18 protein-coding genes and 1 other annotated feature are annotated in these 21,550 nt (G+C 52.2%); of the genes, 11 read left to right on the forward strand and 7 right to left on the reverse strand.

Annotation, left to right across the window (positions count from 1 at the left end; genetic code table 11):
• Positions 1 to 18 precede the first annotated feature (18 nt).
• The gene (gene gyrB / locus FE839_RS11260; protein ID WP_138360906.1) at positions 19 to 2,433 is read left to right on the forward strand and encodes a DNA topoisomerase (ATP-hydrolyzing) subunit B; all 2,415 of its coding nucleotides are present in this window, start codon (positions 19 to 21) and stop codon (positions 2,431 to 2,433) included.
• Here the strand turns inward: gyrB and FE839_RS11265 are convergent.
• From FE839_RS11265 to FE839_RS11280, 4 genes are read right to left on the reverse strand one after another with little or no spacing between them, the layout of a single operon-like run.
• Positions 2,430 to 3,614, reverse strand: coding sequence for a DUF3322 domain-containing protein (locus tag FE839_RS11265; protein WP_138360907.1), 1,185 nt, complete (start codon positions 3,612 to 3,614; stop codon positions 2,430 to 2,432). The two genes, gyrB and FE839_RS11265, sit on opposite strands and share 4 nt — an antisense overlap.
• Positions 3,595 to 6,978 carry an ATP-binding protein gene (locus FE839_RS11270; RefSeq protein WP_138360908.1) on the reverse strand — a complete coding sequence of 1,128 codons (3,384 nt, stop codon included), beginning with the start codon at positions 6,976 to 6,978 and terminating at the stop codon, positions 3,595 to 3,597. The genes FE839_RS11265 and FE839_RS11270 overlap by 20 nt, the downstream gene beginning before the upstream one ends.
• Positions 6,971 to 7,576 carry a DUF4194 domain-containing protein gene (locus tag FE839_RS11275; protein WP_138360909.1) on the reverse strand — a complete coding sequence of 202 codons (606 nt, stop codon included), beginning with the start codon at positions 7,574 to 7,576 and terminating at the stop codon, positions 6,971 to 6,973. The genes FE839_RS11270 and FE839_RS11275 overlap by 8 nt, the downstream gene beginning before the upstream one ends.
• On the reverse strand, positions 7,563 to 9,026 hold the full coding sequence (locus tag FE839_RS11280; RefSeq protein ID WP_138360910.1) for a DUF3375 domain-containing protein: 1,464 nt from the start codon (positions 9,024 to 9,026) through the stop codon (positions 7,563 to 7,565). The genes FE839_RS11275 and FE839_RS11280 overlap by 14 nt, the downstream gene beginning before the upstream one ends.
• A gap of 162 nt (positions 9,027 to 9,188) precedes the next feature.
• On the opposite strand from FE839_RS11280, the gene yidA reads away from it, so the two are divergent.
• Both yidA and FE839_RS11290 read left to right on the forward strand, forming a co-directional pair.
• Positions 9,189 to 10,001 carry a sugar-phosphatase gene (gene yidA, locus FE839_RS11285; RefSeq protein ID WP_138360911.1) on the forward strand — a complete coding sequence of 271 codons (813 nt, stop codon included), beginning with the start codon at positions 9,189 to 9,191 and terminating at the stop codon, positions 9,999 to 10,001.
• 149 nt (positions 10,002 to 10,150) lie between these two features.
• Positions 10,151 to 11,389, forward strand: coding sequence for a YidR family protein (locus tag FE839_RS11290; RefSeq protein ID WP_138360912.1), 1,239 nt, complete (start codon positions 10,151 to 10,153; stop codon positions 11,387 to 11,389).
• Here the strand turns inward: FE839_RS11290 and FE839_RS11295 are convergent.
• Complete coding sequence (locus tag FE839_RS11295; RefSeq protein ID WP_171034869.1) at positions 11,379 to 11,708, reverse strand: YceK/YidQ family lipoprotein; 330 nt, start codon at positions 11,706 to 11,708, stop codon at positions 11,379 to 11,381. The genes FE839_RS11290 and FE839_RS11295 overlap by 11 nt on opposite strands.
• Positions 11,709 to 11,951: 243 nt before the next feature.
• Positions 11,952 to 12,027 (forward strand) — a sequence feature (ROSE (Repression Of Heat Shock gene Expression) occurs in the 5'-region of heat shock genes and acts as an RNA thermometer to modulate expression.).
• On the opposite strand from FE839_RS11295, the gene ibpA reads away from it, so the two are divergent.
• The 3 genes from ibpA to FE839_RS11310 all read left to right on the forward strand — a co-directional run bounded on the left by ibpA (position 12,021) and on the right by FE839_RS11310 (position 14,939).
• Positions 12,021 to 12,434 (forward strand): small heat shock chaperone IbpA, encoded by a 414-nt coding sequence (ibpA, locus tag FE839_RS11300; protein ID WP_004126917.1) that lies wholly within the window; start codon positions 12,021 to 12,023, stop codon positions 12,432 to 12,434. Its footprint overlaps the feature before it by 7 nt.
• 96 nt (positions 12,435 to 12,530) lie before the next feature.
• On the forward strand, positions 12,531 to 12,959 hold the full coding sequence (gene ibpB, locus FE839_RS11305) for a small heat shock chaperone IbpB (RefSeq protein WP_138360914.1): 429 nt from the start codon (positions 12,531 to 12,533) through the stop codon (positions 12,957 to 12,959).
• A gap of 318 nt (positions 12,960 to 13,277) precedes the next feature.
• The gene (locus tag FE839_RS11310; RefSeq protein ID WP_138360915.1) at positions 13,278 to 14,939 is read left to right on the forward strand and encodes a putative transporter; all 1,662 of its coding nucleotides are present in this window, start codon (positions 13,278 to 13,280) and stop codon (positions 14,937 to 14,939) included.
• Here FE839_RS11310 and FE839_RS11315 read toward each other — a convergent pair.
• Complete coding sequence (locus FE839_RS11315) at positions 14,907 to 15,653, reverse strand: GntR family transcriptional regulator (protein ID WP_138360916.1); 747 nt, start codon at positions 15,651 to 15,653, stop codon at positions 14,907 to 14,909. The two genes, FE839_RS11310 and FE839_RS11315, sit on opposite strands and share 33 nt — an antisense overlap.
• Positions 15,654 to 15,875: 222 nt before the next feature.
• Here FE839_RS11315 and FE839_RS11320 point away from each other — a divergent pair, with 222 nt between their 5' ends.
• The 5 genes from FE839_RS11320 to FE839_RS11340 all read left to right on the forward strand — a co-directional run bounded on the left by FE839_RS11320 (position 15,876) and on the right by FE839_RS11340 (position 20,199).
• On the forward strand, positions 15,876 to 17,495 hold the full coding sequence (locus tag FE839_RS11320; protein WP_138360917.1) for an alpha-glucoside-specific PTS transporter subunit IIBC: 1,620 nt from the start codon (positions 15,876 to 15,878) through the stop codon (positions 17,493 to 17,495).
• On the forward strand, positions 17,492 to 18,814 hold the full coding sequence (locus FE839_RS11325; RefSeq protein ID WP_138360918.1) for a 6-phospho-alpha-glucosidase: 1,323 nt from the start codon (positions 17,492 to 17,494) through the stop codon (positions 18,812 to 18,814). The genes FE839_RS11320 and FE839_RS11325 overlap by 4 nt, the downstream gene beginning before the upstream one ends.
• A 158-nt stretch (positions 18,815 to 18,972) precedes the next feature.
• Positions 18,973 to 19,320 carry a YidH family protein gene (locus FE839_RS11330; RefSeq protein WP_138360992.1) on the forward strand — a complete coding sequence of 116 codons (348 nt, stop codon included), beginning with the start codon at positions 18,973 to 18,975 and terminating at the stop codon, positions 19,318 to 19,320.
• Positions 19,310 to 19,672 (forward strand): DUF202 domain-containing protein, encoded by a 363-nt coding sequence (locus tag FE839_RS11335; protein ID WP_138360919.1) that lies wholly within the window; start codon positions 19,310 to 19,312, stop codon positions 19,670 to 19,672. Before FE839_RS11330 ends, FE839_RS11335 begins: the two co-directional genes overlap by 11 nt.
• Positions 19,669 to 20,199, forward strand: a complete 531-nt coding sequence (locus FE839_RS11340; RefSeq protein ID WP_138360920.1) for a radical SAM protein — start codon at positions 19,669 to 19,671, stop codon at positions 20,197 to 20,199. Before FE839_RS11335 ends, FE839_RS11340 begins: the two co-directional genes overlap by 4 nt.
• A gap of 12 nt (positions 20,200 to 20,211) precedes the next feature.
• On the opposite strand, the gene dsdA is transcribed toward FE839_RS11340, so the two are convergent.
• The gene (gene dsdA, locus FE839_RS11345) at positions 20,212 to 21,540 is read right to left on the reverse strand and encodes a D-serine ammonia-lyase (protein ID WP_138360921.1); all 1,329 of its coding nucleotides are present in this window, start codon (positions 21,538 to 21,540) and stop codon (positions 20,212 to 20,214) included.
• Positions 21,541 to 21,550 lie beyond the last annotated feature (10 nt).

Below are 21,550 nucleotides of genomic sequence, written 5' to 3' on the forward strand. Positions count from 1 at the left end.
AATGAGCGAGAAACGTTGATGTCGAATTCTTATGACTCCTCCAGTATCAAAGTCCTGAAAGGGCTGGATGCGGTGCGTAAGCGCCCGGGTATGTATATCGGCGACACGGATGACGGCACCGGCCTGCACCACATGGTATTCGAGGTTGTGGATAACGCTATCGACGAAGCGCTCGCGGGTTACTGTAAAGACATCGTGGTCACTATTCACAGCGATAATTCCGTCTCCGTACAGGATGACGGTCGCGGTATTCCGACGGGTATTCACCCGGAAGAGGGGGTTTCTGCTGCGGAAGTGATCATGACCGTGCTGCACGCGGGCGGTAAATTCGACGATAACTCCTATAAAGTCTCTGGCGGTCTGCACGGCGTGGGTGTTTCGGTGGTTAACGCCCTGTCCCAGAAGCTGGAGCTGGTTATCCAGCGTGATAACAAAATCCACCGTCAGATCTATGAGCATGGCGTACCGCAGGCGCCGCTGGCGGTGACTGGCGAAACTGACAAAACCGGTACGATGGTGCGTTTCTGGCCGAGCCTGGAAACCTTCACCAACGTCACCGAATTTGAATACGAAATTCTGGCTAAGCGTCTGCGTGAGCTGTCCTTCCTGAACTCCGGCGTCTCTATTCGTCTGAAAGACAAGCGCGACGGCAAAGAAGACCATTTCCACTACGAAGGCGGCATCAAAGCGTTTGTTGAGTACCTCAACAAGAACAAAACGCCGATCCACCCGAATATCTTCTACTTCTCCACCGAAAAAGACGGTATCGGCGTGGAAGTGGCATTGCAGTGGAACGACGGTTTCCAGGAAAACATCTACTGCTTTACCAACAACATTCCGCAGCGTGACGGCGGTACGCACCTTGCAGGCTTCCGTGCGGCGATGACCCGTACCCTGAACGCCTATATGGATAAAGAAGGCTACAGCAAGAAAGCCAAAGTCAGCGCCACCGGCGACGATGCGCGTGAAGGCCTGATTGCCGTGGTTTCCGTGAAGGTGCCGGACCCGAAATTCTCCTCCCAGACCAAAGATAAACTGGTCTCTTCCGAGGTGAAATCGGCGGTGGAACAGCAGATGAACGAGCTGCTGAGCGAATACCTGCTGGAAAACCCGTCCGACGCCAAAATCGTGGTCGGCAAAATTATCGATGCGGCGCGTGCGCGTGAAGCAGCGCGTCGTGCGCGTGAAATGACGCGTCGTAAAGGTGCGCTGGATCTGGCGGGTCTGCCGGGTAAACTGGCGGATTGTCAGGAACGCGACCCGGCGCTGTCTGAACTGTACCTTGTGGAAGGGGACTCCGCGGGCGGCTCTGCTAAACAGGGTCGTAACCGCAAGAACCAGGCGATTCTGCCGCTGAAGGGTAAAATCCTCAACGTGGAGAAAGCGCGCTTCGACAAGATGCTCTCTTCCCAGGAAGTGGCGACGCTGATCACCGCACTGGGCTGCGGCATCGGTCGTGACGAGTACAACCCGGATAAACTGCGCTATCACAGCATCATCATCATGACCGATGCGGACGTCGATGGCTCGCACATCCGTACGCTGCTGTTGACCTTCTTCTATCGTCAGATGCCGGAAATCGTCGAGCGCGGTCACGTCTACATTGCGCAGCCGCCGCTGTACAAAGTGAAGAAAGGCAAGCAGGAACAGTACATTAAAGACGATGAAGCGATGGATCAGTATCAGATTGCGATCGCTCTGGATGGTGCGACCCTGCATACTAACGCCAGCGCTCCGGCGTTAGCTGGTGAACCGCTGGAACGACTGGTCTCAGAGTATAATGCCACGCAAAAAATGATTGGCCGTATGGAGCGCCGCTTCCCGAAAGCGCTGCTGAAAGAGCTCATTTATCAGCCGACGCTGACGGAAGCCGATCTTAGCAACGAGCAGACGATTACCCGTTGGGTGAACGCGCTGGTTACGGAACTGAACGAGAAAGAGCAGCACGGTAGCCAGTGGAAGTTCGACGTTCGCGAGAACGCCGAACTGCAGCAGTTCGAACCGATTGTTCGCGTGCGTACTCACGGCGTGGATACCGACTATCCGCTGGATCACGAGTTTGTCACCGGTGGCGAATACCGTCGCATCTGCACGCTCGGCGAGACGCTGCGCGGTCTGATCGAAGACGATGCGTTCATCGAACGCGGCGAGCGCCGTCAGCCGGTAGCGAGCTTCGAGCAGGCGCTGGAGTGGCTGGTGAAAGAGTCCCGTCGAGGACTTGCGATTCAGCGCTATAAAGGTCTGGGCGAGATGAACCCGGAGCAGCTGTGGGAAACCACCATGGACCCGGACAGCCGCCGCATGCTGCGCGTCACCGTCAAGGATGCGATTGCCGCCGATCAGTTGTTCACTACCCTGATGGGCGACGCCGTTGAACCGCGTCGCGCCTTTATCGAAGAGAACGCCCTGAAAGCGGCAAACATCGATATCTAAGCTATGCTCCCCGGCGGTTGTTGTACCGTCGGGGATAGTTCCTCCAGCGCCTGCTCTATCCAGCGCGGCGAAATATGTTCCTGCTCCAGACGAACGCCCTCTCCAAAGTGATTCTCTGTCAGCGCCTGATAAAGCTGCTGCTCCGACTCTGTCAGGTTGGATAACAGCCGTGTGCAGGGCTTGTCTTCTTCAACCCAGGATGATCTGTGCATTAGCAGGGTATTTTCATCCATTAAAAAACTTTGGGTATGGGGGAAAAGTTGACGGAACTGACTAAGAATTGCAAAGCCGTGGGTATCAATATCTCCCCAGTAATAGAGTTTTTTGTGACAAATCCAGCGAGCGGATGACAACATATCAAAGCCGTACCCGCGTCCAAAAATCACCATACTTCCTGCTGGTCCTGAGAAAGTCAAAAAACTGATTTCGTTTTCAATAACAAAAACGGCAACAACGGCTAAGTCCAGGGAAGCGAATTCGCGGCTATCGATCTCCCGGTCGCTATCTGGCTGGTCAATGAGGCGGTATCGGACGCGCTGAGGCTTATCACGAAAGCCAAAACGGCGATTAAATTGTGAAATGCCACGCGCCTGCAGGTCGATGGCCTCTGGTTGCAAAGTGAGATTGAGTAATTCCGTTAAGATACCGCGATGTTGTTCGATAAATTTACTGTTGATGTCAGGAAGATCGATCTGTCGTAAGTAGATGTCAGGGCGAGGGTTCTCTTGCAGCCAGGCAATAATGGCCAGCAACCGTGCCCAGTCTTGCTCTGGCACGCGTAACGGATATTTTATCAGCCAGCTATGCAGCGTGGGTTGGGCAGAAACAATTTGCTGGTACAGATAGCGATATTTTTCAGCCTGCTTGTGCAAACCGAGTATTTTTATTGCCGTGGCGGCGGAATCAACCCAGATTTTTGCCGGCAAACGGTTGACGCCGATCACCCGATGGCGGACTTCCCGCCATTCAAGCCGGAATCCCTTTTTTTCACTCTGAGCCAGTGAGCTAATCCACTGACGAACCTCATTAAAACGTGAGGAAAGGTCGTCCGAGGTCGGCTTTTTACAGGTCAGGCGCAGCGGAAAGTAGCCGCTGTCTTCGGTTATCTCACGTAACAGCACGCCTTTTTCCCACAGTTTGCGTAACTGCGTTTTGAGCGCTTCAGGCGTTGTCCAGCTCATGCCTTTTCTCTACTTTTTCCTGCTGATAGGCGTCAATGCTGATATTACGCAGACGCGAAATTTTCCCTGCCTCGTTATGAACAAATCCTACGTTTGCCACATAAGGCTCAATAATATGGATTTTTTGCAGCGGCGTGACGATGAGTAACTGCAGATTTAAGCGCTTAAAAAGCTCCAGCCCATACTGAGCGGATTCGTCGGAACCTCGACCAAACGCCTCATCAATCACCACGAAACGGAACGAGCGTGAGCGTTTCTCTCCCCATTCAAGGCCGAACTGATAAGCCAGGCTGGCGGCGAGAATGGTATAGGCCAGTTTCTCTTTTTGCCCGCCGGATTTACCACCGGAATCTGAATAATGTTCATGCTCGCTATCATCCTCCCGCCAACGCTCGGAGGCGGAGAAGGTGAACCAGTTGCGCACATCCGTCACTTTTGCGGTCCAGCGTTTGTCCTGATCGCTTAATCCCTCGCGCCCACGGAAACGTTCAATGATACGTTTTACCTGTAAGAACTTATCTTCTGAATACTGCTCATCTTCGGAGCCCGTCAATGCGCCTTCCGTGCAGACGCGTAGCTCACTCTGAAAATCACGAATATCCGCATCGGTGCTCAGTTGGGCCACCAAAGAAATATAGCGTCCAGGATTGTAATCAACGGGGACCAGGGAGTCGTTAATCTTCTCGATTCGTTCTTTAATCGTCTCTCTTTCCCGGTTGAGCTGGCTCTGAAAGCCTGCGATATCATTGATGGTGTTTTCGTTGAGCAGTTGCTTAAAACGTGCTTCGAAACGCGGGAGATCGTCGGCTTGCAACGCATTCAGCATCTGACGATATTCCTCGGCGGATTCGAGACTGGTATCAATATCCTGTGTCTCCAGGGAGAACTGGTGATTATACTCTGCCATCCTGTTAATGATTTTGTCGCGGGAGCGGACCAGTTTTTTATCTTCGCTGTCAATTTTATCCTGCAACCAACCCCGCATCTCCTGCTGGCAATTATCGCAGGACTCAACGCTGATTTGCCTCCCGGGGAGCGCTTCTTCACGCCACTGTTCCAGTTGCGGATAATATTGCGCCATTCCCCCTTCATTTGCCATTTTTTGTACGGATTCCGCTTCCAGCAAGCTCTCTTCCGCGCGTTCTATTTTTTCCTGTGTGCGCCCACGCAGATCGATTTTATCCGCATGAGTCGTCTCAAGAGACTGAATTTCCTTCAGAACATCATCCAGACGTTGGTTCAGGACTGCCAGTTGATCGGATGCTGCCTCAAGCTCGCGTTTTTCCGCTTCCATTCGGGCAATTTCCTGAGCCTGCGGCTGCCAGTTCATGGCTTGATAATCGTTATGTTCGCTGAGACGATTATAAATATCGCGCTGTTGTTGCAAATTTCTGAGCTTTTCATCAACAGCGGCTAATTTTCCACCGAGTTCCGCAAGCTCTTGCTCAAGGTTTTGCGCCAGTTTCAGCAGGACGGCGATTTTCTCCTTGTTACTCCAGCCGAGGATAAAGCGGCTACGGTCGTTAATATCATGACGGTCATCTTTTTCGTGGCGCTCGCCCGGTGATTTTATCTGACCGCTGCGGGTAATCGCCTTATTTTCCCGGCGGAATTGTTCCAACGTTTCGCAACAAGCATGGTTAAATTGTTGATGTAGCCTTCTTTCCAGCCAGTCATACCAGCCTGTATTGGGTTTGATTTGTAGCTTTTCACTCAGCGCGCCGGGAACCGGAGAGACGGGCGTGTGATGCGAACTGACATGCACTCTGAAATAACTTAACCGACCGTGAAGATGATTATTTTCAACCCACTGAGCGACCTGCTGATAGTCCTCGTCGGCAACCAGAATAGAGAGGCCAAAGCCACGTAAAAGACGCTCTGCCGCGCCTTCCCATGCTTTTTCTTCTTCGCGAACAGCAAGTAACTCACCAACAAAGGGAAGACGTTCTTCGGAGAATCGGAGCGCCTCGCAGATAGCGGCGCGTAATTGAATTTGTCGTACTTCAATATTACTGCGGCGTAAACGAAGATTGTCTATTTCTGCATTGAGTTGCTGGTGTGTTTCGCGTTTATGGGAAAAGGCGACATGCAGGTCGTTTTTTTGCTGCTGTAATTCGGCTTCGCGATCGGCAATCTCATCGGCGTTATTTTGCAGAAGCTGTCGTGTCGCCAGCCATTCGTCATGATCTTTAACCGGCGCAAGATTAATTTTTCCTAACAGCGCGTTATAGTTTTCCGCCGCTTTCAGACGCCGATTCTTCTCCTGCTCACGATGGGCTATTTCCAGGCGCAATTGTTCAAGGCGATCGCCGCCATTTGCCGCAATATCAGTGCGTAACTGCCTTTCCTGATTTCGTTTTTGTTGTAATTGTTCAGCGGTTATCGTGAGAGTGTTTGTATAGCGCTGTAGCTCATCCCTGAGGTTTGTCAGCCTTTTTTCAAGCAGTGCTTGTTTCAGCCGCGCAAACCAGCCTGCCAGGGCATCGCGACAGACGCGCATGTTTTCTGTTTCCTGAAGTAATAGCGTATGCCTGTCGCACTCAGCAACGAGCGGAGTTAAGTGTTCAATCTGTCGACGGGCTTTCAGAATCGATTCATGGGCGCGATTAAGATCTTCAAAATGTTCAATCAGATGTTTAATTCGCTGAGCCATATCAAAAGGTTCCAGCATATGGCTACGCACAAAATCAGTGAGATTACCAACCGATTTCATCGATACGGTCTGGTGAAACAGCTCCAGCGCCTGCTCATTATTAATACCGAAGCGCCGCCGGAACCAGGTGCCATAAGGTGGAAATGAATCAAATATTTCCGCGTTATTTTTACGTAGTTTTTTTCGTAGATTATTAATATCAGAGCCGAAGCCGGAAAAATCCCTGGCGATGGTGAGTTCACCCTCTGACGCGACATAAAAAGTTACCGGCTTTCCGGCAGGTTCTTTTAACGAAAATACCTGTGCCAGAGTAACGGTTTGGCTAAATCCTTGATTATGAAAAACACCGAGAATTACGGAATAGTTTCTATGGTCGCGGAGCGCGACGGGTTTTCCACCCATGCTGTTTTCCAGCCGCTCCGATTTGTAGTATCCCAGAACATATGAACGCAACGAACGCTCTTTGTTTTCTGCGCCTGCCGCTTTGTTGTAGGCGATGCGGTGAGCTGGCACCAGTAATGTGGTTACCGCATCCACCAGGGTTGATTTTCCTGAGCCAATATCCCCGGTGAGAAGCGCATTTTTTCCCTGTAGGTTAAAGGTCCACACCTGGTTGTTGAAGGTCCCCCAGTTAAAAATTTCCAGTCGCTCAAGGCGAAAACCAGCGGAAGATTCGTCACTGCTGAAATCAAGCTCCAGTGCATCAGTCATGATTATCTCCCCTGAGATGCTGGTTATAGGCCTGCAAGCGCGTATCAAAATCAGATAACCACTGTGCGTCAACAAAAGCTTTCAAAATACGCCGTACTTCCCATGTTTGATTTTGGTTACGTAAAGGACGCAGAAATCCCATTTCCGCAATTTTATTGATATGGCGCCCAATCTGATCAACCAGACGCGCTTCATTGGTGCTTTCAGTTGTGAAGACTCGCATCAAATCAACAATCTGTTCTTGCGTCATAATCAAACGGGTTTCGCTCCCGCTGGCGTCAAATTCCGCCATTTTTTTGCGTAATAGCGCCAGTAGCAAGCTGACAGGAAAGGACAAAGGGCGGCGGGAAATCAGGCGAGGAACGGATTCATCGTCGACATTATCAGGCGCTGAGCGCAAAAAAGCATAACCTTCTGCTTCGTCCAGATGAAGTTCCAGGTTCATCACCCGGCAATAATCACGAACCTGAATTTGTAAACGCAACAGCGCGCCCCAGAGATGCGGATCGTTCTCCTGATACACCACGCCTTTCAACAGCGAGATAATCAGCGTCGAAAGCGCGCTGTCGTGTGAAATTTGCGACTCATTCTGCTCCATGGCCTGCCTCCTTTGTACGGGTAAAAATAACGGTGTTAATGTGCGCCGCCTTTTTTTCACCTGAAGCAGTGAGCCAATATACGGTCTCGCTGCTGCTTTCATCAAAAGTGGCAGTTGTTGATTCACTGGCGAGCTGAATATAAGTGACCAGTTCAGCAAGCCCTTGTTGCAAGGGATACAGGGATAGCAACGCTTGTAAACTGATTTGTGAACGTGTTTGTAACACCTTGCGAATATTGTGTAATAAACGGGATTTATCAATCGTGATTTGTGAAAACAGGATATCAATATCTATTGACTCGTCGCCTTGTTCCAGTACTTGCTGAATAATTTTGGTTTTTACTGGAGGGGTATAAAGCGGACGTTCGCAAGGTAATATAATCTGTGGCTGGGGATCGCTAATATTCATTATGTCGCCTTCGGGTGGCAGTGATTTGAGGGCGACAGCGTGGTGCTCAATATTATGCAAAATTTCCATAATTCGCTTATTCTCCAGCCAGGCTTGATCGTCAAGAAAACGACGTAACTGTTGCGAAAGTTGTGCCACGGTACGCTGTGTATTTTCTCCAGCTTCCAGCCAGTCATAATGAATGCGTTTAAAGCGATGGTCGGGGTGTGTTTCGGCAATGGCATCAAGGGAGAGTAATTTTTCCAGTAAACGGGATAACTCTTCCTGTCTCGTTTGCGACATCAAAAAATCCCAGAAAGCGCGAAAACTACGTCCTTGATCTGATTCGGTTATCGCGTCACGTTCGCCAAGCACTTGCGTCAACAGATCGCCTTTCGTGCCGTTCCATAATGCAATGCGCTCACGAACATTGCGGTCAAGCTGACGAAAATTATGCTCAACCTGGCGGAAATCAGAGAGGAGTTCTCGGGATAAATGTACGATCTGTTGGAAACGTTCTTTTTGCGCGGTGCTGTCTAACAGCGTCAGTTTACCCTTGCGGATTGCAGCTATTTCGGCGTCAATATTGTCGCGCTGCTGTTCGAGTTCCTGAATGCGTAATTGCGGATTATTTTCACTCCCGGAGATAACTTGCTTGAGTAGCTCAAACAATGTCACCAGTCTGGATTCTGTACCGATAAAAGCAGAGTCACTCAGTTTATCCAGCCAGCTCAGCGCCTTTTCGGTCGCTGGCGTCAGGTCAAACCAGGGCGTGTCATCGCCGGGCGGATAAAACTTACGTAGCCATCCCCGTTCAGGCGCTGCCCAGTCATTAAGATAATCCCGCGCAGGACGAGGATAAAAGTTATCGCCATACTGCTGACGTAAGATATAGAGCGTATCTTCCAGTTTTTCCGTTAACTCTTCCTGAGGAATACTGCGGGCGTTCGGCAAAGAAAAAGCCTGCCACAGAAAGCTGGCAATTAACGCTGCTGAATCTGCTCGTAAAAGTTTCCATGCCGGATGGTTCGTGCGCATGGTATCCAGAGTGGCGAAATCCATAAATGCGCATCTCCTGAAAATATAAGGTTATTTTCCATCTTACCTTCTTTAAATTTATTAAGAAAAGGGGAAAACACCGCCATTTACTATCCTCTTTAATATGCTGTTTTTTGAGCGGAATCGCGTTAGCATGAGGACGGACTTATTTAATCCGGGGAACTCATGGCTATCAAACTCATTGCTATCGATATGGATGGCACCCTTTTGCTGCCCGATCATACCATTTCACCTGCGGTAAAAACGGCGATTGCCACCGCGCGCGCCCGTGGCGTTAACGTGGTGCTGACCACTGGCCGTCCGTATGCGGGTGTCCATAGCTATCTGAAAGAGCTTCACATGGAACAACCCGGTGACTACTGCATCACCTACAATGGCGCGCTGGTGCAGAAAGCGGGCGATGGCAGTACCGTTGCGCAAACGGCGCTGAGCTATGACGATTACCGCTTTCTGGAGAAGTTGTCCCGCGAAGTCGGCTCACACTTCCACGCGCTGGATCGCAACACGCTGTACACCGCAAACCGTGATATCAGCTACTACACCGTACATGAATCCTATGTCGCCACCATTCCGCTGGTGTTCTGTGAAGCGGAGAAAATGGACCCGGCAACGCAGTTCCTGAAAGTGATGATGATTGATGAACCCGTCATCCTTGATCGGGCCATTGCGCGTATTCCGGCGGAAGTAAAAGAGAAATATACCGTGCTAAAAAGTGCGCCGTACTTCCTCGAAATCCTGGATAAACGCGTCAATAAAGGCACTGGCGTGAAGTCGCTGGCCGATGCGCTGGGGATCAAGCCGGAAGAAATCATGGCGATTGGCGATCAGGAAAACGACATCGCGATGATCGAATATGCAGGCATGGGTGTGGCGATGGACAACGCGATTCCGTCGGTGAAAGAGGTGGCCAATTTTGTCACCAAATCCAACCTGGAAGACGGCGTGGCATACGCAATTGAGAAATATGTATTAAATTAAACGATCTGGTTCATTATCTCATCTGTGTTTATCACGATTAGGTAATGAAAAGGATATTAGTTACCCCTGTCCCTGCATTCGGACCATAGCCATTTTTCGGCGGTTCAACTACTCTGAAGCGCTATATACGCTTCAGAGTTTAACCCGATATGAAACAAATCACTTTCGCTTCGCGTCATCATCAGCTTACGAATACCAACACCTGGACGGCGGACAGCCAGTGGCTGGTTTTTGATGTGCGTCCGTCAGGCGCCTCGTTTACCGGTGAGACGATTGAGCGCGTCAACGTACGGACTGGCGAGATTGAGGTCATTTATCGCGCTACGCAGGGCGCGCACGTTGGCGTGGTGACCGTTCATCCACAAGACGATCGCTATGTGTTCATTCATGGCCCGGAGAACCCGGACGAGACGTGGCATTATGATTTCCACCATCGTCGCGGCGTGATAGCGGCACAAAACTGCGTGACGAATCTGGATGCAATGGACATCACCGTGCCGTATACGCCCGGCGCGCTGCGCGGCGGCAGCCATGTGCATGTGTTCAGTCCGAACGGCGAGCGTGTCAGCTTCACCTATAACGATCATGTACTGCGTGAGCGCGATCCGGCGCTGGACTTGCGCAACGTCGGCGTTGCGGTGCCGTATGGCCCGGTTACGGTGGCGGTTCAGCATCCTCGGGAGTACAGCGGCAGCCACTGGTGCGTGTTAGTGAGCCAGACCACGCCGGCGCCACGGCCGGGCAGCGATGACATTAACCGCGCCTACGAAGAGGGCTGGGTGGGCGATCATGCGCTGGCGTTTATTGGCGATACGCTATCGATAAAAGGCGATAAAGTACCGGAGCTTTTTCTTGTCGAACTTCCGAAAAGTGAACAGGGCTGGAAGCGGCAGGGAGATGCGCCGCTGGCAGGCACTGATGCCACAATGCCCGCCCCTCCGGCTGGCGTGATTCAGCGTCGCTTAACCTTTACTCATCAACGCCGTTATCCTGGACTGGTGAATATGCCACGCCACTGGGTACGTGCTAATCCACAGGCATCAGAAATTGCCTTTCTGATGCGTGATGATAGCGGCGTGGTTCAGCTATGGCTGGTTTCGGTGCCGGGGGGAGAAATGCGGCAGCTAACTTACAATCACTCAGACATCCAGTCGGCGTTTAACTGGCACCCGTCGGGAAAATTGCTCGGTTTTGTGTTGGAAAACCGCATCGCGCTGTGCGACGGGCAGAGTGGAGAAATCACCTTTTTAACTGTCGGACACAATAATCCTCCATCGGCGGATGCGGTCGTCTTTTCGCCAGACGGTAAACAGGTGGCCTGGATGGAGGAGGTGGACGGTTACCGGCAGCTATTGGTAACCGCAACGGGGCACGGCATTAAGGATTAGGCATTGGCGCGGGTGGGATCAATGAATTGGTCGCCAGCGTCTCTTTCTCGCTCTTTTCCACACGGGATTTGACTGAGCTATCGGTACGGAACATATCCCACGGCAGCAAGAGCGTATCCATTACGGCGGTGAACGGCATATCCAGTGCAACCAGAGACTTGACGCCCAAACTGGTATTGTCATCGCCCAGCATTTGCGCACTGGAACGGGTCCCTGGGTAGGTTCCTTCTTTGCCGCCGGTATGTGACATGACGCTGGAGCAACCACCCAAACTTATTATCCCGCTAAACAGGATTAGCTTTACCAGACTGCTTTTCATCATTCTTCCGTCATCGTTACGGGCGTTGATATAACTTTCTATCGGTTATATCGGGCCATTCCATGGATGCATAGTGTTATTGCGCCGCACTGTGGCAAGCATCGCACTTTGCCTTTGGTGCTGTCACTTCAGTCTAAGCAATAGATTGCAAACTGCAAAAAAAATCGCTGTCTTCGCCTTGAAAAAAACAGGGATATACCCATTTTAAGAGTGTAAACCGTTGAGAATATGCCGAATGGGTATTCCGGTGAATAACGGCCTGTCCAGTATGGAGGGCCAGATAAATCTCGCTGATTTCAGGAGCTAAGTATTATGCGTAATTTCGATCTCTCCCCATTATATCGTTCTGCTATCGGTTTCGATCGTCTTTTTAATCTGTTGGAAAATAATCAAAGTCAGAGTAATGGCGGCTATCCTCCGTATAACGTTGAGTTAGTAGACGAGAACAACTACCGCATCGCGATTGCCGTTGCCGGGTTTGCCGAGAGTGAACTGGAAATTACCGCCCAGGATAATCTGCTCATTGTGAAAGGCGCCCATGCTGCAGAGCAGAAAGAGCGCACATATTTGTATCAGGGAATTGCCGAGCGCAATTTCGAGCGTAAATTCCAGCTTGCGGAAAATATACATATTCGCGGCGCCAACCTGGTAAACGGTCTGCTGTATATCGATCTGGAGCGCGTTATTCCTGAAGCGAATAAACCGCGTCGTATCGAAATCAACTAATTAGGGTATTTACCCTAAAAATTGCCTGCCGTCAGGGGGCAATGCAAATCCACGGAATTTGCAGATATCTACTCGCTTCTTAGAAGGAGAAATACTATGCGTAACTACGATTTATCCCCATTGCTGCGTCAATGGATCGGTTTTGACAAACTGGCCAATGCCTTGCAAACCGCCGATGAAAGCCAGAGCTTCCCACCTTATAACATCGAAAAAAGCGATGATAACCACTATCGCATTACGCTTGCGCTGGCTGGTTTTCGTCAGGAAGATCTAGAAATTCAGCTGGAAGGCACACGTTTGACGGTAAAAGGTACGCCTCAGCAACCGGAAAAAGAGACAAAATGGCTGCATCAGGGACTGGTTAACCAGGCATTTAGCCTGAGCTTTACACTTGCCGAAAATATGGAGGTGACCGGGGCAACCTTTACCAATGGCCTTTTGCATATTGATTTGACCCGTAATGAGCCAGAACAGATAGCACCGCAGCGCATTGCTATCAGCGCACGTCCCGCGTTAACTCGCTAATTAAGCGACCAGTTATTAGCCCCGATTTTTCGGGGCTTTTTTTATGTGATTGAGAAAGCATTGTTCAGATTGCTGACATAGTGCGTTCTTCAGGAATTGCCCAACGGTGCTTTGGTTGATGTTTAACCTATTGATATGTTAGATATTACAGGTTATATCAAACGTCTCCCGATACCCGGAATAAATGCGAACGCAGCATCTTATACAGATTTGTTATTTAATTTAATGCCGTGATTATTGTGCGCCAGGCGGCATACAGCCTGTCAGCTAGCAGTCATACTCCTCTTTGTTCGTAATGTTATTCACAGGGAATAGACGATGAGTGACATAGCATTGACTGTGAGCGTATTGGCGCTGGTGGCGGTAGTCGGATTGTGGATCGGCAATGTGAAAGTGCGCGGTGTCGGCTTTGGTATCGGTGGCGTGCTGTTTGGCGGAATTATCGTCGGTCACTTTGTGGACCAGGCAGGCGTTGCGCTCAGCGGCCCGATGCTGCATTTTATTCAGGAATTTGGCCTGATTCTCTTCGTATATACCATCGGTATTCAGGTTGGTCCGGGCTTTTTCGCTTCGCTGCGGGTTTCCGGTTTACGGCTTAATCTTTTCGCGATTTTAATTGTTATTCTCGGCGGTCTGGTGACGGCGGTCCTGCATAAATTGTTTGATATTCCTCTTCCTGTGGTGCTCGGTATTTTCTCCGGCGCGGTAACCAATACGCCGGCGCTGGGCGCCGGGCAGCAGATCCTGCGCGATCTTGGCGTGCCGCTTGATACCGTCGACCAGATGGGGATGAGCTATGCGATGGCCTATCCGTTCGGTATCTGCGGTATTTTGCTGACGATGTGGCTGGTACGGCTGTTTTTTCGGGTCAACGTTGAAAATGAAGCTCAGCAATTTGATAAGAACAGCGGCAATGGTCATGTGCATCTCCAGACTATCAACGTGCGGGTGGAAAATCCCAATCTGAACAATATGGCGATTCAGGATGTACCGTTGCTTAACAGCGACAAGCTGATTTGTTCGCGTCTCAAGCGTGAGGACATGTTAATGGTGCCGTCGCCGACTACCCTGATTCAGCTAGGCGACCTGCTCCATATGGTTGGGAGACCAGAGGATTTGCATAACGCCCAACTGGTCATTGGTAAAGAAGTCTCCACTTCGCTCTCGACCCGCGGTACCGATCTGAAAGTTGAGCGTGTCGTGGTCACCAACGAGAAAGTGTTAGGCAAAAAAATTCGCGATTTGCACTTTAAACAGCGCTATGACGTGGTGATCTCGCGCCTTAATCGTGCCGGGGTTGAGTTGGTCGCCAGCAGCCATTCCAGTCTGCAGTTTGGCGATATTCTTAACCTGGTCGGTCGCCCGGAGGCGATTGACGCCGTTGCCGCCGAGCTTGGCAACGTCCAGCAAAAACTGCAGCAGGTGCAGATGCTACCTGTGTTTATTGGTATCGGTTCAGGCGTGCTGTTGGGATCGATCCCCCTGTTTATTCCGGGGTTTCCGGTGGCGCTGAAACTGGGGCTGGCGGGCGGGCCGCTGATTATGGCGCTGATCCTCGGGCGGATTGGCAGTATCGGTAAGCTGTACTGGTTTATGCCGCCCAGTGCTAACCTTGCGCTACGCGAGCTTGGCATTGTGCTATTCCTGGCGGTGGTTGGGCTGAAATCCGGCGGCGACTTTGTGGCGACGCTAATTGAAGGCGACGGTATGCGCTGGATTGTCTACGGTATCTTTATCACGGCAATACCGCTGCTGACCGTCGGCATTCTGGCGCGTATGTTGGCGAAGATGAATTACCTGACGCTGTGCGGCATGCTGGCCGGCTCAATGACCGATCCGCCTGCACTGGCGTTTGCTAATAACCTGCATGCGACCAGCGGCGCGGCGGCGCTCTCTTACGCCACCGTCTATCCGCTGGTGATGTTCTTACGCATTATTACCCCGCAGCTACTCGCGGTGCTGTTCTGGGGGATGGGTTAACGGATTTTCCGCATGGACGCGGCGCAGATGGTAGTCCACCTGATACTCACTGGCGTTACGGAACATGACTGAATAGTTAAGAAACTCGCCGCTGTCGCTGTAGGAAAGGGAGGTAATGCGCAGCAGAGGCGTCTGCTCCGGTACATTCATGGACTGCGCCAGCTGCTTGTCGGCCAGCACCGGGGTTAGTGTTTCGTAGTTACCGCTGATCGTTATCCCGCATTCCTTCTCAATGTAGTCAAACTTTGACCCCTCCAGATGTACCAGCGACAGATTACGGAACAGCTTCACCGGCATATAACTGTCTTCCAACATTAGCGGTTTGCCCTCAACATAACGCACCCGGCGCGAGAAGTAGATCCGTTCATTAATTTGTATCCGCAACTGACTGGCGATAGCCGGGGGGGCGGGCATGACTTCGAAGACTAATACCTGACTTATAACCTCTTTACCCTGCTGGCGCAGCACTTCGGCCAGCCCGGTCAGATTGGTGGTTTCATGATGTACGTCTTTACGGGCGACATAGGTCCCGGAGCCGTGCCGACGTACCACCAGCCCCCAGTCGACCAGTAAATCAGTCGCTTTACGGATCGTCATGCGCGCGACGCCAAACTCTTCTGCCAGTTTCTGTTCACCAGGTAATGGGCTGCCAATGTTGTAATCAGATGAATTGAGCCGGATTCTTAGCCTTTCCGCTATTGATTTGTAGATCACTATCAGACCTCTTTTTCCCTTTAAATTCTGCGCAATGAGCCTTTTAATGTCTAATTTTTATGTAAAAAGTAGACATTATTGGTGGAATTAAAACCATGAATGCGATCACGAATCGAAGCGGCGCGTCATGTTCTCAGAATAGCAATTTCTTATTCTCGTCTCTGGCCAGCAATCACTACAAAAAAGGCCTCTCCCTACTGGTTGTTATATGAGGATGTAAAAATGCTCAGTCAAATACAACGCTTTGGCGGCGCTATGTTTACCCCGGTTTTACTCTTTCCTTTTGCCGGGATTGTGGTCGGTATCGCCATTATGCTGCGCAACCCGATGTTTGTTGGTGAAGCGCTCGCTGCACCGGATAGTTTATTTGCTCAAATCGTTCACATTATTGAAGAAGGCGGCTGGACGGTTTTCCGTAATATGCCGCTGATTTTCGCCGTTGGCCTGCCAATTGGCCTGGCCAGACAGGCTCAGGGGCGGGCCTGTCTGGCGGTACTGGTCAGTTTCCTCACCTGGAACTATTTCATTAATGCCATGGGGATGACCTGGGGCCACTTCTTCGGCGTCGATTTTTCTGTTGAACCGACGACTGGCAGCGGCCTGACGATGATTGCCGGAATTAAAACCCTCGATACCAGTATTATCGGCGCGATTGTCATCTCGGGGCTGGTGACTGCCCTGCATAACCGCTATTTCGATAAACCTCTGCCGGTATTTCTGGGTATTTTTCAGGGGTCGTCGTTTGTGGTTATTGTCGCTTTCCTGGTGATGATCCCCTGCGCCTGGTTAACTCTGCTCGGCTGGCCAAAAGTTCAGTCAGGTATTGAATCACTGCAGGCCTTTTTACGCTCGGCCGGGGCGCTGGGCGTGTGGGTCTACATCTTTCTTGAACGCATCCTGATCCCGACCGGATTGCACCATTTTGTCTATGGGCCGTTCATCTTCGGTCCGGCGGTTGTGGAAAGTGGTATTCAGGTCTACTGGGCGCAGCATTTGCAGGCGTTCAGCCAGAGCACCGAGGCGCTGAAAACCCTGTTCCCGGAAGGCGGATTTGCGCTGCACGGTAACTCGAAAGTCTTTGGTTCGGTGGGGATTGCGCTGGCGCTGTATTTTACCTCTGCGCCGGAAAACCGCGTCAAAGTCGCCGGACTGCTGATTCCCGCCACCCTGACTGCCATGCTGGTAGGCATCACCGAACCCCTGGAGTTTACCTTCCTGTTTATCTCGCCGCTGCTGTTTGCCGTCCATGCGGTTCTGGCGGCCACTATGGCGACGGTGATGTATATCTGCGGTGTGGTGGGCAATTTTGGCGGCGGTCTGCTTGACCAGTTCCTGCCGCAAAACTGGATCCCGATGTTTCATAACCACGCTTCAATGATGTTTATCCAGATAGGCATTGGCGTGTGTTTTACCGCGATCTACTTCGTTATCTTCCGCACTCTGATTCTGCGCCTGAACCTGAAAACGCCAGGCCGTGAAGAGAGTGAAATCAAGCTCTACAGCAAAGCGGATTACAAGGCCGCGCGTGGACAGACAACGACGCCCGCGCCGGACGCAAAACTTGGGCAGGCAGCCGGGTTCCTCCAGGCGCTGGGCGGCGCGGACAATATCGAAAGCATTAATAACTGCGCCACGCGCTTACGTATCGCGCTCCACGATATGGCGCAGACCCAGAGTGATGACGTTTTTAAAGCGCTGGGCGCGCACGGCGTGGTTCGCCGTGGCAATGGTATCCAGGTGATTGTCGGCCTGCATGTGCCCCAGGTCCGCGACCAGCTTGAAACCCTGATGAAAGATTCCCTACAGACCGAACAAACCACCATGACGGAGGCAGTATCATGAAAAAATTCTCAGTTGTTATCGCAGGCGGCGGTAGCACATTTACCCCGGGCATCGTTCTGATGCTACTGGCGAACCAGGACCGTTTCCCGCTGCGAGCGCTGAAATTTTACGACAATGACGGTGCGCGCCAGGAGATTATCGCCGAGGCTTGCAAAGTGATCCTCAAAGAGCAGGCGCCGGAGATTGCGTTTAGTTACACCACCGATCCCGAAGCGGCGTTTACCGATGTGGATTTCGTGATGGCGCACATCCGCGTAGGAAAATACCCGATGCGGGAAAAAGACGAAAAAATCCCGCTGCGCCACGGCGTGTTAGGCCAGGAAACTTGTGGCCCGGGCGGGATTGCGTATGGGATGCGTTCTATTGGCGGCGTGCTGGAGCTGGTGGATTACATGGAGAAATACTCCCCGAACGCCTGGATGCTGAACTACTCCAACCCGGCGGCGATAGTGGCCGAGGCGACGCGCCGTTTGCGCCCGAACGCCAAAATCCTCAATATCTGTGATATGCCGATCGGCATTGAAGGGCGGATGGCGCAGATTGTCGGCCTGCAAGATCGTAAGCAAATGCGCGTGCGTTATTACGGGCTGAACCACTTTGGCTGGTGGACGTCGATTGAGGACTTGCAGGGTAACGACCTGATGCCGAAACTGCGGGAATACGTCGCGAAACACGGTTATGTCCCGCCATCTAACGATCCGCATACTGAAGCGAGCTGGAATGATACGTTCGCCAAAGCGAAGGATGTGCAGGCGCTGGACCCGGACACCATGCCGAATACCTATCTGAAATACTATCTGTTCCCGGACTATGTGGTACAGCACTCGAACCCGGAACGTACCCGCGCGAACGAGGTGATGGATCACCGTGAAAAACAGGTATTTGGCTCCTGCCGCGCCATTATTGAAGCGGGCCACTCCTCCGCTGGCGAGCTGGAAATTGATGAACACGCGTCTTATATCGTCGATCTGGCAACGGCAATCGCCTTTAATACGCAGGAACGGATGCTGCTGATTGTGCCAAACAACGGGGCGATTCATAACTTTGATGATGAAGCGATGGTGGAGATCCCTTGCCTGGTGGGGCATAACGGGCCGGAACCGCTGACGGTTGGTGACATTCCGCAGTTCCAGAAAGGGCTGATGAGCCAGCAGGTGGCCGTCGAGAAACTGGTGGTCGATGCCTGGGAGCATCGCTCTTATCAGCGTCTGTGGCAGGCGATTACGCTCTCCAAAACTGTGCCGAGCGCGTCGGTCGCCAAAGCGATTCTTGATGATTTGATTGAAGCCAATAAAGCATACTGGCCGGAACTGCGCTAACGATGCAGACTGGCATCCACCGGATGTCAGTCTGCGTGTTTCAAGGCCAACATGGCGGTATCGGCTGCAGAACTTTCTTTACCCAGAGGCGATTATTAATGCCTTCCGCTTTGGCTCTCAGGTAGAATCGCCGATATTTTACGCAATCGGGAGCCATGATGAAAATTTCCCGCCTCGGTGAAGCGCCGGACTATCGCTTTTCACTGGCCAATGAACGTACTTTTCTGGCGTGGATCCGCACGTCGCTCGGTTTTCTGGCCGGAGGCGTCGGTCTTGACCAGCTGGCGCCGGATTTCGCTACACCGCTGATTCGCGAGATCATTGCTCTTCTGCTGTGCTTGTTTGCCGGTGGTCTGGCGATTCACGGCTACTTGCGCTGGCTGAGCAATGAAAAGGCGATGCGGCTCAAGCAGGATCTTCCCTATACCCGCGCTCTGCTACTTATCAGTATTCTGCTGACGCTCGTTATTGTGGTGGTTACGGTCCTGGTGTTCTATGCCGGATAATCGTCGGATACGTCGCGAAAGCGACCCAGGGCTGCAGCCGGAACGCACGTCACTGGCCTGGTTTCGCACCCTTTTAGGCTATGGCGCGCTACTGGCGCTGGCGCTTAAGCACCACTGGCATCAGGCAGGGCTGCCATTCTGGCTCTCACTGTGTATTTTGCCGTTCGTCGCGATGATTCTTTGGCGCTATACCCGCAGCCGTAATTTGATGAATGTCGGGCAAAGCGATTTTGCCCGGCCGCAGGCGGTTCGTGATAAATTTTTGATCGCATTCGCAGTACTTTCGTTGTCATTGTTGTTTGCTATAACGCACATACGACAGATGATTTTGTTAATTAAGGATGTGACATGACAGGATGTCAGGCCGATTATAGTGACGTTTGGCACAGTGGCGACGGCAAAACCCTGATGAACGAGACTCCCGTTCGGGAAGTCATGATTTATCGCCACGAGTGTGAACACCCGGCGCGTGTTTATCACCAGTTAAGCGTGCAGGGCGCGACGGCTATCCAGTTTGTTCCCCATCTGCAGCCCGCTGACGCCAGGCTTTGGGGAGACTTCCTTTGCGCGGTATTTGCTATTTGGGTCAAAGAAGATGTTAACCGCGTCATGGTCTCGCTGTTTGAGGCCACGCTACATGCCTGGCGCGGCGAAGCGGTGCGTTATGACGATACGCCACCGGGGCCGACTTGCGCAGGCTGTATCTGGTTAAAATTATGCGGTGGCGGCTGCCCGCAACTGCGTCTGGAGGATGGCACCAGCGCGTTATGCGAAGGGTACCGGCAGTTTTACAACTGGAGCGCACCCTATATGCGCGTCATGCGGGATCTGATTAAACAGCATCGCTCACCGATGGAACTGATGGCGATGCTGCGTTAAGGTCAATGGCGTTTAGCGCCCTTTCGCCAGGTATCGGGCCATCTCCTCTTCCGGCACCATGCCGCCGCCGGTCGCCCACACCAGATGGGTCGCGTTCTGCATCTGTTCTGCGGTGAAATTGTGCATTTGCTGATATACCAGGCTGGCGCACACCCGTTGCGGCCCGGCCATTCCCGCCAGCGCGGACGGTTCCAGGCGAATACCATCTTCCTGCGCCAGCCAGCCCAGCATGTCATACATGGTCTGGTCATCAAGGGTGTAAAACCCATCCAGCAGACGCTCCATTGCCCGCCCCACAAAGCCCGAAGCGCGGCCAACCGCCAGACCGTCGGCGGCGGTCTGGTTATCGATTCCAAGATCCTGCACCGAAATTTGGTCATGCAGGCCGGTATAGACGCCCAGCAGCATACAAGGTGAGTGGGTCGGTTCGGCGAAGAAGCAGTGAACGTTGTCGCCAAATGCCAGCTTCAGACCAAACGCCACGCCGCCAGGGCCGCCGCCAACGCCGCAGGGCAGGTAGACAAATAAGGGGTGTTTGGCATCCACAACGCGCCCTTCGCGGGAAAACTGCGCTTTTAGCCGCTCTCCGGCCACGGAATAACCGAGGAACAGCGTGCGCGAATTCTCATCGTCAATAAAGAAGCAGTTTGGGTCAGACTCCGCCGCTTTGCGTCCTTGCTCGACCGCCACGCCGTAATCCTCTTCGTATTCCACGACCATTACGCCGTGGCTACGCAGTTTGGCTTTCTTCCAGGCGCGGGCATCGGCGGACATATGTACCGTCACCTTAAAGCCGATACGCGCGCTCATAATGCCAATCGACATACCCAGGTTACCTGTGGAACCGACGGCGATGCTGTACTGGCTGAAAAATTGCTCGAATTCCGGGGTTAACAGCTTGCGGTAGTCGTCGGAAGGCGCCAGCAAACCGGCATTGATCGCCAGCTTTTCTGCGTGGGCCAGCACCTCGTAAATGCCGCCCCGCGCTTTAATGGAACCCGAAATGGGCAAATGGCTGTCTTTTTTCAGCAGCAGATCGCCGCTAATGGGCTGGCTGAAGGCATTCTCCAGCCTGGCCTTCATTGCCGGGATGGCGACCAGTTCAGATTCGATAATCCCACCGGTTGCGGCGGTTTCCGGGAAGGCTTCCGCCAGATATGGCGCAAAGCGATCGAGCCGGGCATGGGCATCTTCAACGTCATTTTCCGTCAGACCAACATAGGGTAAACCTTCCGCAAGGGAGGTGGTGCCTGGGTTAAACCAGGTCGTTTCTTTCAGGGCTATCAGCTCCTCCAGCAGAGGAAACCGGGCGATTAAGGTGGTCATATCAGCGTTTTTCATATTACGTCTC

The sequence above is a fragment of the Klebsiella indica genome (genome assembly GCF_005860775.1).
GTDB classification, from domain to species: domain Bacteria; phylum Pseudomonadota; class Gammaproteobacteria; order Enterobacterales; family Enterobacteriaceae; genus Klebsiella; species Klebsiella indica.

Coding starts and splice junctions, on each gene's coding strand:
- FE839_RS11330 (WP_138360992.1), top strand. CDS start 18,973: ATGAAAATTTCCCGCCTCGGTGAAGCGCCGGACTATCGCTTTTCACTG.
- yidA (WP_138360911.1), top strand. CDS start 9,189: ATGGCTATCAAACTCATTGCTATCGATATGGATGGCACCCTTTTGCTG.
- FE839_RS11310 (WP_138360915.1), top strand. CDS start 13,278: ATGAGTGACATAGCATTGACTGTGAGCGTATTGGCGCTGGTGGCGGTA.
- ibpA (WP_004126917.1), top strand. CDS start 12,021: ATGCGTAATTTCGATCTCTCCCCATTATATCGTTCTGCTATCGGTTTC.
- FE839_RS11270 (WP_138360908.1), bottom strand. CDS start 6,978: ATGACTGATGCACTGGAGCTTGATTTCAGCAGTGACGAATCTTCCGCT.
- FE839_RS11335 (WP_138360919.1), top strand. CDS start 19,310: ATGCCGGATAATCGTCGGATACGTCGCGAAAGCGACCCAGGGCTGCAG.
- FE839_RS11320 (WP_138360917.1), top strand. CDS start 15,876: ATGCTCAGTCAAATACAACGCTTTGGCGGCGCTATGTTTACCCCGGTT.
- FE839_RS11340 (WP_138360920.1), top strand. CDS start 19,669: ATGACAGGATGTCAGGCCGATTATAGTGACGTTTGGCACAGTGGCGAC.
- FE839_RS11275 (WP_138360909.1), bottom strand. CDS start 7,576: ATGGAGCAGAATGAGTCGCAAATTTCACACGACAGCGCGCTTTCGACG.
- gyrB (WP_138360906.1), top strand. CDS start 19: ATGTCGAATTCTTATGACTCCTCCAGTATCAAAGTCCTGAAAGGGCTG.
- ibpB (WP_138360914.1), top strand. CDS start 12,531: ATGCGTAACTACGATTTATCCCCATTGCTGCGTCAATGGATCGGTTTT.
- FE839_RS11295 (WP_171034869.1), bottom strand. CDS start 11,708: ATGAAAAGCAGTCTGGTAAAGCTAATCCTGTTTAGCGGGATAATAAGT.
- FE839_RS11325 (WP_138360918.1), top strand. CDS start 17,492: ATGAAAAAATTCTCAGTTGTTATCGCAGGCGGCGGTAGCACATTTACC.
- FE839_RS11265 (WP_138360907.1), bottom strand. CDS start 3,614: ATGAGCTGGACAACGCCTGAAGCGCTCAAAACGCAGTTACGCAAACTG.
- FE839_RS11280 (WP_138360910.1), bottom strand. CDS start 9,026: ATGGATTTCGCCACTCTGGATACCATGCGCACGAACCATCCGGCATGG.
- FE839_RS11290 (WP_138360912.1), top strand. CDS start 10,151: ATGAAACAAATCACTTTCGCTTCGCGTCATCATCAGCTTACGAATACC.
- dsdA (WP_138360921.1), bottom strand. CDS start 21,540: ATGAAAAACGCTGATATGACCACCTTAATCGCCCGGTTTCCTCTGCTG.